The organism is Primorskyibacter flagellatus (assembly GCF_900176485.1).
GTDB classification, from domain to species: Bacteria; Pseudomonadota; Alphaproteobacteria; order Rhodobacterales; family Rhodobacteraceae; genus Primorskyibacter; species Primorskyibacter flagellatus.
In genome coordinates this window covers 1-10930 of sequence record NZ_FWYD01000039.1, presented here as the reverse complement: position 1 = coordinate 10930, position 10930 = coordinate 1, and the positions used below count along the sequence as shown (strand labels likewise).

Below are 10930 nucleotides of genomic sequence, written 5' to 3'. Positions count from 1 at the left end.
CCATCGTCGTCTCCTTCTGAATACTCAGAACGAAACTCGCCGTTGGCTCAGTGCAACGGAACCGCAGAAATCAATGGGACGGGGACGGCGCATACGGAATAGCCGGTGACGCGAGTCGAATGTCCGACCCGCGATTCCCTGCAAAGGAACGTTCGGGCGCGCGCTTCAAGAAGGTCAACGATCGCTTCGAAGACTTCGGGTGAAACGGGTGCGCTCTGTTTTGGTTCAGTCACTTCACCTCCTTAACGCCACCACATTTCCTGCACCGCCAGTCACATGATCCGCCCAGCGTTCGGCAAGTGACCGCCGTTGTTCCAGAAAGTCGGTTCTGCGATAGGCGCGTACCACACCGCTGTCTACCAAGTGCGCCAACATCGCCTCGGCTACCTCGTGTGGGGCGTCAGTTGCCTCGGCCAGCCATGTTCTGAGCGATGTACGAAAGCCATGCGGTCGCGCTTTCAACCCGCGCCTCTCCATGTGCCGGGAAAGGGTCATGTCACTAATTACGCCTCCACGGGCGTTGGGAAAAAGAAAACCGTTGCGCTCGTGCGGGCGTGCAAGATCAATCACACGCCGAGCTTCATCTGCCAAGGGCACACGGAAATCCAGGGTTGCACCCTTGCGGCCCTTCATGCTCTCGGCTGGCACCGTCCACACGTCCCCTTCGATCTGGTCCAGTTGGATCTTGCGTAGTGGCGTCGAGCGCACCCCAGTCAGTATCAGCAGTCTCAAGGCAAGATGCGTTAGCGTCGGTTCTTCAAGGCTTGCATAGAAGGCCGGTACATCGGCCCACGCCATAGCTGGGATATTTTTGGGCACATGCCGCGACTTCCCAAGTAATGCCTTTGCCTTTTCGGTCGCTTGCAGATCCACATCCAGACCAAGCGCCGCCGCATGACGTATAACGATTGAAATTCTGTTCAGTGCCTTGCGTGCCGTGTCGGCCTTTGTGTGCCAGATCGGAGCCAGCGTGTCGCGAATATCGCGCTGATCGAGGTCAGTGACGGGCACCTTGCCCAGCTTCGGCAGAACATGAAGCGTCAGCGGCGAAAGCCACCGGCCCGCAGTACCATCCCCTTTCAATTCCGCCTTGCGCGATTCAAAAGCATCGGCCGTCAACATGGCCAGCGATATATCTTCGCGCCGTGCGGCTCTTTCTTCTGCTTCGCGTTCCTTTACAGGGTCACGGCCAGCTGCCACCACATTGCGCCACCGCTCTGCCAGCTTACGTGCGTCGGCCAGCCCGAGCGAAGGAAAGCCACCCAAGCCCATTTCACGTCGTCGTCCGTGCACCGTAACGCGCAGAACCCATTGCGCCCCGCCATCTTCGCGCTTCACCAGCCAAAGGCCAGCGCCGTCACAGTGTTTGCCCACGGGCGCAGTTTTAACAAAACTCGAGCTCAGCCTGTTTTTTGCCCGCATTTCTCATCCCCCTAGATATCCACCCAAGGCTAGTGGATAGGAATGGACAGAACAAGACATGCAAGCACAGCGTTACCTATGTTTTTAAGGGGCTAACTCACAAACGTGGACAAATTTAAACACACAAAAACAATAGGTTGGTGCTGTGTGGGGGCACCACTACCTTCTCTTGAAGGCCCCGTTTTCATTGATTAACATGCATTTGCGTTGCTGTTCCGGGACACATTCTGGGACACATCGAGGACACTTAGCATGGCCGTGACAATGAAGCTGAAGCATATTGATGATTTGGGCGGAGGCCGGAAAAGGTTCCGCAGACGCTGGCCGAAGGCCGTAGCCGAGGTCAGAGGAGAAACTTTCTTTCAGAAACCCCTCAAGGCCCGCTCAGGCCCCACTATGGTCACCGAGTGGGAAGCCCTGTCAGCAGAGTTTGAGGCCATTGTGGCGGCTCACAGACGCTCTGTAGAGGAGCGCGAGAGCATGTCTCCACGCGCGCTCTGGCAGGAAGCCCAGCAGGAAGCACAGCGGTTGCTTGAAGGTGCCCACGGCGGGGATGAGGTGGTTCGGCAGGTCTTGGCGGAGGACATTGCCCAAAACCAAGGCGACCCCATGCTCTACCGGGCCGTTATCCAGCCCGATGCAGCTCCGCCAGCGTACACACTCGCAGATGCCTTCGACCTCTATGAGCGGGATAAGATCGACGAAAGCCAAGGTCGAGGCCCGAGGAACAGGCTGGCGCGCGTGAGGAAGAAGACGGAGGCTGCGCTTGGCAAGCTGTCAAAGCTGCCGATTGCGAACCTTCGCAGGCAGCATGGCAGGAAGCTACTCGACCACCTCCAAAGCTCCAAGACGTCCACCGGCAATCCCCTGTCAGCAGAAACCATTCGACGGGAATTGAATAATGTTCGGGCAATTGTCGAGTTGGCCTTGGTCGAGTTCGATCTGGTCGGCACTGTGGCCAATCCGTTCCGCAAGCTGGAAGTCAAAACCAGCGGCGCAGCGCCTACGGTTGACCGTAACGCCCGCCTACCGTTGCCCGTGGAGGTCATTGCTAAGGTCCGCGAGCGGCTTGCCCAGAGCAAACGCCCTGAGTTGCTGTTGATCTGGCGTCTGCTGGAAGGCCCCGGCTGCCGCCCCAGCGAAATCTCTGGACTGAGGCTGGAGGATTTTAAGATCGACCACGAGACACCCCACATCCACATTACATGGCACGAAGATAGGCGCATCAAGACCAAGGCAAGTCACCGTCTGGTCCCCCTCGTAGGCGACGCTCTAGAAGCCGCACGGGAGGCCGTAAAGCTAGCAGAGGATGAGACCCTACTCTTCCCACACTATGCCCGTGAGGGAGGCGCTGAGCGGCTCTCTGCGGCCCTGAACAAGCATGTGAGGGCGGTGACGGATGATCGGCGGCATGTGGTCTACTCTCTCCGCCACAACTTCAAGGACAAGCTCATCGAAGCTGGGGCAGACCCCCGGATTGAACACCGCATCATGGGCCATGCTGCGGGCAATCTTGGTGACCGGGTGTACGGGTCCGAGGACGCTTGGCTAAAAGTGGCTGCGGAGGTGGTTCGGGACGCGGTACAGGCCCCCTAACGGCCCCCAGCAGGTTCAGCACAGGGGAAGCCATTCATGCCGCCCAGCGCGCTTATGCGCCGGTGTCTGCACCCGTGCCTGAGGCTGAAGCAGGCGCTTGGTTAAGTGCAGGCTGCGACTATGACCCCGCCGCCAAGCGGTCTCCGTTTCCCACATCATCTCTCGCACCTCTTTGCGGGCCTTCGTCCGCAAGACGGGCACCTACACCATGCCCGGCGCAAAAAACGTCCCCCCTTATACGTAGTAAGGAACCGTAACGGGCATGCGAGCCTGAAAGACTCCATAATCTTCAAACTCAATCTCTCAGGGCGAAGCCCTCAATACGGCTGCATGTTCTGGTTCTGGGTCTCGACCACATCAGATTGGACTGAGCGAGAACAGGCCACATGCAGAACAGCCTATGCACGGCTTCGCCGTTGGATGAGATGTAGGTGGAAATGATGATCTTATCTACCTCAGTGGTCTCACTGCGCGAAGCGCCCGTGGTCTTCGACCTGAACGAGACCGAAAAGTTCAAGCTAGGCCATTTCTAGCAGGCAGCTTTTCCTGCACGTTCAGAACACCTTGCTCCCGGCTTGCGCCGAGGTTGGAATTGAAGGTGTGATGATATTCATCATCCACCGCAGCACAGTCCGTTCGTCCCCTGAAGTTGCCCCTATTACATATACGGGGGGACGTTTTAGCAGTTCAGCGTTCAGGCGCTTTGGGTGCAGGGCCGCTAAATCGAATAACCCACCCCTTAGGACAGAGAGGTGGCCCTCTTCGCCGCTGCCCCGTGATGCTCACCGTTTGTGACCGTTGGGAGATTTTCTCCTTGTCAAGCGAAAAATCAATTAACCCACACACAAGGGAGAGGGGGCAAAAAATTCCTCTCCGCCCCCCCCCCTTCGATGATCGCGATGGGCAGCTCTCTGCATGCCCGATAGCGCCTTTGGTCAGGCCTCTTGGCGGGCCTGCTGACGGGCGGTCCTTCCCGATCATCCATCAAGCCCAAGGAACCAGACCATGACCGAACAAATTCAATGCCCCACCTGTGACGCCGAGTTCACGCCACGTCGCAAGAACCAGAAGTATTGCAGCGACAACTGCCGCAAGCGCAAGTCCCGCCACGTTGCCCGTGGCTCCCGCAGCTCCGAGAATATGCGAACGACGTCACGCTGGACTTCTCTCGGCCGGGAAAGCCCACGGACAACGGTTTCATCGAAGCCTTCAACAGCAAGCTGAGGGCCGAGTGCCTGAACGCGCACTGGTTCATGAGCCGCAGATGCCCGCGAAAAACTGGAGGATTGGCGTAGGCACTACAACGAGGACAGACCCCACAGCGCGATCGGGTACAACGTCCCGATTGCCATGCACTATCCCGATGGCGTCACCAGCCCGTCATCGTGAAAGAGCCGGAAAAATCCAGATTCCGGCGGTCCAACGTTGGGGAGCAGTGCACTCTACACAAAGCTGGAAGAGATGCAGGGGCTCAGGCCAAACCGCACCATCCCGATCGGGACTGGGCTACAACCGTCACGCAAAGTGCCGGCTGGCACATCACTGGCGCTACCGGGGGACGTTCGGCCCTTGGCGAACGGGGGCACAGCCCCATGCTGCGTGCAAACGCAAAAATGAACCCTGTGTGCCCGCAAGGGCACTCCGCCAGGTCAAGCCTAAGCGTCTAGGCTCAGAGGTTTTCGTATTGCGGCATACCCAGAACGTGAAACCCGCCATCGACATGGATCACTTCACCGGTCGTGCAGGCACCCGCATCCGATGCCAGCCAGACAGCCGTGCCGCCCACCGCCTCCAGCGTCGCATTGGCGCGCAAAGGCGCGTTCATGTCCGTATGCTTATAGGTCTTGCGCGCCCCGCCGATCGCAGCACCTGCCAGCGTCTTCATCGGGCCGGGCGAGATTGCGTTGACACGAATGCCGTCCGGGCCGAGATCGTTGGCCAGATACCGCGTCGCGGATTCCAGCGCCGCCTTGGCCACGCCCATCACGTTGTAATTGGGTACCACCTTGTTGGACCCCTGATAGGTCAACGTCAGCAGCGTGCCGCCCTTCTCGGTCATCAGCGGATGTGCCCGGCGGGCGCATTCGATGAAGGAGTAGCAGGAGATATCCATCGTGTTCTTGAAATTCGCCCGACTGGTATTCAGGAACCGCCCCGTCAGTTCCGACTTGTCGGAAAAGGCGATCGCATGGACCAGAAAATCGATCGTTGGCCAGCGCGCGGCCAGACCTTCGAACGCGGCATCCAGCGAAGCATCGTCGGTCACGTCCACATCGACCAGAAAATCCGATCCGACACTGGCGGCCAGCGGCTCAACCCGTTTGCCGAAGGCCTCACCCTGATAGGTAAAGGCCAGTTCCGCCCCTGCCCCGGCCAGCGCGCGGGCAATCCCCCAGGCAATCGAGCGTTCGTTGGCGACGCCCATCACAAGCCCGCGCTTGCCCTTCATCTGATCCGACATGTTCTGACTACCCGTTATACTTTGAAAGCAGCATCGATCCATTGGTGCCGCCAAACCCGAAAGAGTTGGTCATCACCGTGTCCAGCCCCGCATTATCGACGCGGCTGGTCGCGATTTCGGCGGGATCAAGTTCGGGGTCGAGGGTTTCGACATTGATCGACGGCGCGATGAAATCGTTTTGCAGCATCAGAAGGCAATAGATCGACTCCTGCGCACCGGTCGCGCCCTGGCTGTGGCCGGTCATCGACTTGGTGGACGACACCGGCGGTGTGCTGCCCCGACCAAATATCCGACGAACCGCCTCGATCTCTCCGACATCGCCCACAGGGGTCGAGGTACCATGCGCGTTGATATAACCGACCTTGCGCCCCTCTGGCAGCGACCCAAGCGCAAGACGCATCGCGCGCTCGCCGCCCTCGCCAGACGGTGCCACCATGTCATGGCCGTCCGAAGTGGCCGCATAGCCTGTCACTTCGGCATAGATCTTGGCACCGCGCGCCTTGGCGTGTTCCAGTTCTTCCAGCACGACGATACCGCCCCCGCCGCCGATCACGAACCCGTCGCGGTTTGCATCAAAAGCGCGGCTCGCCTTTTCCGGTGTGTCATTATATTTCGAGGACATCGCGCCCATCGCATCGAACAGGCAGGACAGGGTCCAGTCCAACTCTTCCGCGCCGCCCGCGAACATCACATCCTGCTTGCCCATCATGATCTGCTCGGCCGCATTGCCGATGCAATGCAGGCTGGTCGAACAGGCCGAGGTGATCGAATAGTTGATGCCCTTGATCTTGAACGCGGTCGAAAGGTTGGCGCTGATCGTGGAGGACATGCATTTGGGCACGGCAAACGGCCCGATGCGTTTCGGGCTGCCCTTTTCCAGCACGGTCTGATGCGCGGCCAGCATGGCAGAGGTGGAGGGCCCGCCCGATCCAGCCACAAGCCCGGTGCGCGGATTGACCACGTCACCCTCTTCCAGCCCAGAATCGGCAATCGCCTGGCTCATGGCGATATGGGCATAGGCTGCCCCCGGCCCCATGAAGCGCAAGGTGCGCTTTTCCACATGCTCGGTGACGTCCAGCTTCACGTCCCCGGCGATCTGGCTGCGGAACCCGTGTTCCTTCATCGCCTCGTTGGCGGTGATGCCGGATTTGCCAGCCTTCAGCGAGGCAAGCACTTCTTCAGCATTATTTCCGATGGACGAGACGATGCCCAGTCCAGTGACGACGACGCGGCGCATGGCGTTCTCCTTAGTCTGGAAGTGGGGTCAGCTTTCGGAAAGGGCGACCTTCATGTCCTTGACCTGGTAAATCACTTCACCATCGGCCTCTACCCGGCCATCCGCAACCCCCATCGTCAACCGACGGGTCTGGATCGCCTTGGTGAAATCGACATGATAGGTCAGCATCTTGCGATCGGGCCGGACCATGCCGGTCAGCTTGACCTCGCCCACACCCAGCGCATAGCCGCGCCCCTGCCAGCCGCGCCAGCCAAGGTTGAACCCGGTCAGTTGCCACAACCCGTCAAGGCCCAGACAGCCCGGCATGATCGGATTGCCAGGAAAGTGGCAGTCAAAGAACCAAAGGTCGGGTTTGATGTCGAATTCAGCCACGATGTGACCCTTGCCGTGTTCCCCACCATCGCCAGAGACGTCGGTGATCCGGTCCATCATCAGCATCGGAGGTTCGGGCAATTGCGCATTTCCGGGGCCGAACAGCTCTCCGCGCGCGCATTTTAAAAGATCATCCCGGTCGAAACTGCTTGGATACGAGGCCATACGGGGGCGTGCCCTTTTCGTTATTTTTCACTTCAAACCCCTCTATCACCGTGGTGCGCGGCCATGCAAGCCCGTGCTGTCCTGGCGATCGCAGTCCCTTTTGTGCGCAGGTTCAGCGGGGTCTTGCGACACGCTCGCAGGGAAAGTCCGTAAATTCGGTTGAACTGCGACGCTGCCAGCGCATATATTGATTGCCAAGGGAAGGACGCCGGAGCCACATGGAACATCAGGTATTGCAGCGCGGATCAGATTGGCTGGACGGGGCGGGGCTTCGGCCCACACGCCAACGGCTGACGCTGGCCGCCCTTCTGGTGGGCGACGGAAAGAACCGGCATGTGACAGCCGAAAGCCTGTTCGCCAAGGTCAAGGAACAGGGCGAAAGCGTGTCGCTTGCAACGGTCTACAACACGCTGCGGGCATTTTGCGATGTCGGGTTGTTACAGGAAGTGACGGTGGACGGCACACGCAGCTATTTCGACACCAACACCCATGACCATCCGCATTTCTACTGGGAAAATGACGGCACTTTGACCGATGCGCCTGCAAACGAATTGCAGATCGTGCAATTGCCCGAAGCACCCGAGGGCACCGAGATTGCCAGTGTCGAGGTTGTCATCCGTCTGCGTCCCAAGGCCTGACCGCCCGTCGTTTCAGAACTGCGCACGACGTTCCGTGATCCCATTCGTGGGATCTCGCCGGCGGTGCGTTTGGTCTGGCTCGGTCACCGGGCGCTGCGGGAGTGCTGAAATCCCGGCTTGGCTCGTGCAAGAAATCCTTCGGAAATCCCGATGCGGATGCACTTAAGGCACTGTCGTGGGATTCGTGCGCGCCGGACGGGCCTCATCCCGTAAAGCCCGATCCGTTTTATTTATGAATAACGTCGCTTGACGAGCTATCGTTCCGCCTGAATGCTTTCAAGGTATTCAACCAGTGCCACCAGCTTGCGGGGCGTCGGGGTCATCTTTCCATCACCAGTGTCAAACGGGATCAGGTCGCCCTCCAGCAATGCGCCGAATTCAGGCATGTTGGGCATGTCCAGCCGGGTATACCCGTCAATGATCGACAGCACCTTGGCGCGCGGGAATGTGCCGCCGTGGCGCGCCTCGATCAAGGTCAGATCCTTCGGTGGCTCGGACATGGAGCGCGCCATCGGCCCATCGCCGCGCGCGTCGTTGCCATGGCACACCGTACAGTTCTGGGCGAACAAGGCGCGCCCGTCGCTGGCACCGGGCATCTCCGCCGCGATGCAGCCTGCCAAGCCCAATGCTGCAATGAACCCGGTCGCAATTGCCTGTCCCGCCATGGTATGTCTCCTTCATCTGGCCTGCATTCTGTGTCGCGCGTGCGGCAGGCGTGTTCAAGCCCGATGTTGCAACTGATCGAAAATGTTCGGTCCGGGCCGGAGGCCCCGGCTCTAGGCCGGGGCGGGTGTTTCTGCCACCAACCGGCCGTTTTCCAACCGGACCGTCCGGTCCATACGCGCGGCGAGGTCGGGGTTGTGGGTGGCAATGACTGCGGCCAGCCCGGTGTCTCGCACCAATTCCATCAGGGCCGCAAAAACTTGGTCCGAAGTGGCAGGGTCAAGGTTGCCCGTGGGTTCATCCGCCAGCAAAAGGCGCGGCGTGTTGGCCAGTGCGCGGCAGAATGCCACGCGCTGCTGTTCGCCGCCGGACAGGGCTGCGGGGCGGTGGCGGGCGCGCGGGGCGATGCCGACGCGGGTCAGAAGGTCCAACGCCCGCGTCTGCGCGTCGCGGCGCGATACGCCATTGGCCAGTTGCGGCAGAACGATATTCTCCAGCGCTGAAAATTCCGGCAGGAGGTGGTGGAATTGGTAGATGAAGCCAACCTCGGAGCGCCGCGTCAGGGTGCGGCGGCGATCAGAGCGGGCTGTCATGTCTTCGCCACCGATCTGCACCGTTCCGCTGTCGGGTGTATCCAGCAGCCCCGCGATATGCAGCAACGTTGATTTCCCGGCACCCGAGGGCGCAACCAGCGCCACGACCTCGCCCGCCGCGACGTGGAGCGAGGCACCGTCCAGCACCTGCACTTCGGATTGCGCGCCCTTGTTGTAGACCTTGGTGATCCCCGTCAGGTTCAGTACTGTGTTAGGTGATTTTGCATCATTCATAGCGCAGCGCCTCGACGGGGTTCATGCGGGCGGCGCGGCGCGCCGGGAAGATCGTCACCACGAAGGATAGGCCCAGCGACAATGCGATGGCCGAGATCACGTCACCCAATTGCAGCTTGGCCGGGACGGAATAGAGCCCACGGATCGACGGATCCCAGACGCCGCCGCCAGAGAGGTAATTCACAACCGAGAAGATCGGGTCGACATAGATGGCAAACAGGCAGCCCAGCACCACGCCGAGTGCCGTTCCGATCAGCCCGGTAAAGGCGCCGCAGATGAAGAACACCCGCAAGATGGCACCTTCGGTCAGGCCCATGGTCCGCAGGATGCCGATGTCGCGCCCCTTGTTCTTGACCAGCATGATGAGGCCCGAGACGATGTTCATCGCCGCGATCAGCACGAGAATCGCCATGATGATGAACATCACGTTATCCTCGATTTCCAGTGCGCGCAGGAAGCCGCTGCTGGAGTCGCGCCATGTCCAGACCTGTGCCCGCTCGCCCGCCGCCCGCAACAGCGGCAGCACCAGCGCATCGACGGTTTCGGGGTCGTCGACCATCACCTCCAGTTCATCGGCCACGCCTTCGCGGTTGAAATAGGACTGCGCCTCGGCGAACGGCATGTAGACGCGGGTGCGGTCGATGTCGTAGCGCCCGGCGGTGAAGATATAGGTGACCTCATACGCCTTGACGCGCGGCGAGGTGCCGAAGGCGGTCTTGACCCCGTCGGGCGAGATGATGCGCAGGCTGTCGCCTATACCGACGCCCAGTTCCCGCGCCACGCCAGAGCCTATGGCGATGCCGTCATTGAATCGCGAGATGTCGCCCTGCGCCTCTTCGGGATTGGCAATGCGGGGGATTGTCTTCAGGTCGTCTGCCGCGATGCCGAACACCTCGACGCCTGCGTTGCGGCCATTGGCGGTGGCCATGACCTGGCCCTTGACCAGCGGTGCGACACGGGTGACGCCGGGCACTGCGGCAACGCTCGCGGCCGTTTCGGCGTAGTTGGGCATGGTCCGGTCAAGGCGTCCATTCGCCTGCGTTTCGGCCATATTGTAGACGGTCACATGGGCGTTCGCACCAAGGATGGTATCAACAAATTCCGCGCGAAATCCGGACCGGACGGCCAGGGTCGCAATCAAGGCAAAGACGGCAAGCGTGATGCCGACCAAGCTGATCCAGGTCATCACGCTGACGCCACCCTCGGCGCGTCTGGCCCGCAGGTAGCGCCAGGCGATCATCCATTCGAAACCCGCAAAGGGCGGTGGGGACGTCTGCACGGTCGGGGCTCCGATCTGGTTGGGCGGGTATTCGCGCGCGAACCTGCGGCAGCGGACAGGGCGCGTCAAGGGTGTGACGGGGTGTCGGCGGATTTGGGGTTGGCGTGAGATTGTCAAGGACAGTGCGAGGGGCCAGCCCCTCGCGCTCCCCGGAGTATTGATACCAAGAAGAAGCGTATGCGCCGTCTCGGCCCCATTGGTGTTTCGCTTGCGGTGGGGTGCTCGGCTCATTCTGCTGACGTTTTTGCCTTCGTGAACGCTCAGAATGAG

At 60.5% G+C, this 10930-nt stretch carries 9 protein-coding genes and 1 pseudogene; 3 read left to right on the top strand and 7 right to left on the bottom strand.

Going from position 1 to position 10930, the window contains the following annotated elements; translation table 11 throughout:
* Positions 1 to 234: 234 nt before the first annotated feature.
* On the bottom strand, positions 235 to 1422 hold the full coding sequence (locus tag B8991_RS20390) for a tyrosine-type recombinase/integrase (protein WP_084355122.1): 1188 nt from the start codon (positions 1420 to 1422) through the stop codon (positions 235 to 237).
* A 252-nt stretch (positions 1423 to 1674) separates the two neighbouring features.
* Here B8991_RS20390 and B8991_RS20385 point away from each other — a divergent pair, with 252 nt between their 5' ends.
* On the top strand, positions 1675 to 3018 hold the full coding sequence (locus B8991_RS20385; RefSeq protein WP_084355121.1) for a tyrosine-type recombinase/integrase: 1344 nt from the start codon (positions 1675 to 1677) through the stop codon (positions 3016 to 3018).
* A gap of 1139 nt (positions 3019 to 4157) precedes the next feature.
* Positions 4158 to 4407 (top strand): annotated as a pseudogene (locus B8991_RS20380) (integrase core domain-containing protein); the annotation flags it as partial.
* Positions 4408 to 4687: 280 nt separating this feature from the next.
* Here the strand turns inward: B8991_RS20380 and B8991_RS20375 are convergent.
* Genes B8991_RS20375 through fabA form a run of 3 tightly spaced genes read right to left on the bottom strand, consistent with a single transcriptional unit; the run spans position 4688 to position 7253 of the window.
* Entirely contained in the window at positions 4688 to 5479 is a 792-nt protein-coding gene (locus B8991_RS20375; RefSeq protein ID WP_084355120.1) for an enoyl-ACP reductase FabI, read from the bottom strand.
* A gap of 7 nt (positions 5480 to 5486) precedes the next feature.
* Positions 5487 to 6716: a beta-ketoacyl-ACP synthase I gene (fabB, locus tag B8991_RS20370; protein ID WP_084355119.1), complete on the bottom strand. Its 1230-nt coding sequence runs from the start codon at positions 6714 to 6716 to the stop codon at positions 5487 to 5489.
* Between the two features lie 27 nt (positions 6717 to 6743).
* Entirely contained in the window at positions 6744 to 7253 is a 510-nt protein-coding gene (gene fabA / locus B8991_RS20365; protein ID WP_084355118.1) for a bifunctional 3-hydroxydecanoyl-ACP dehydratase/trans-2-decenoyl-ACP isomerase, read from the bottom strand.
* Positions 7254 to 7471: 218 nt separating this feature from the next.
* On the opposite strand from fabA, the gene irrA reads away from it, so the two are divergent.
* On the top strand, positions 7472 to 7891 hold the full coding sequence (gene irrA / locus B8991_RS20360; RefSeq protein WP_084355117.1) for an iron response transcriptional regulator IrrA: 420 nt from the start codon (positions 7472 to 7474) through the stop codon (positions 7889 to 7891).
* 254 nt (positions 7892 to 8145) lie between these two features.
* Here the strand turns inward: irrA and B8991_RS20355 are convergent, their stop codons facing one another.
* The 3 genes from B8991_RS20355 to B8991_RS20345 all read right to left on the bottom strand — a co-directional run bounded on the left by B8991_RS20355 (position 8146) and on the right by B8991_RS20345 (position 10660).
* Positions 8146 to 8556: a c-type cytochrome gene (locus tag B8991_RS20355; RefSeq protein WP_084355116.1), complete on the bottom strand. Its 411-nt coding sequence runs from the start codon at positions 8554 to 8556 to the stop codon at positions 8146 to 8148.
* Positions 8557 to 8667: 111 nt separating this feature from the next.
* Positions 8668 to 9381, bottom strand: a complete 714-nt coding sequence (locus B8991_RS20350; RefSeq protein ID WP_084355115.1) for an ABC transporter ATP-binding protein — start codon at positions 9379 to 9381, stop codon at positions 8668 to 8670.
* Positions 9374 to 10660, bottom strand: a complete 1287-nt coding sequence (locus B8991_RS20345) for a lipoprotein-releasing ABC transporter permease subunit (RefSeq protein WP_084355123.1) — start codon at positions 10658 to 10660, stop codon at positions 9374 to 9376. The genes B8991_RS20350 and B8991_RS20345 overlap by 8 nt, the downstream gene beginning before the upstream one ends.
* Positions 10661 to 10930 lie beyond the last annotated feature (270 nt).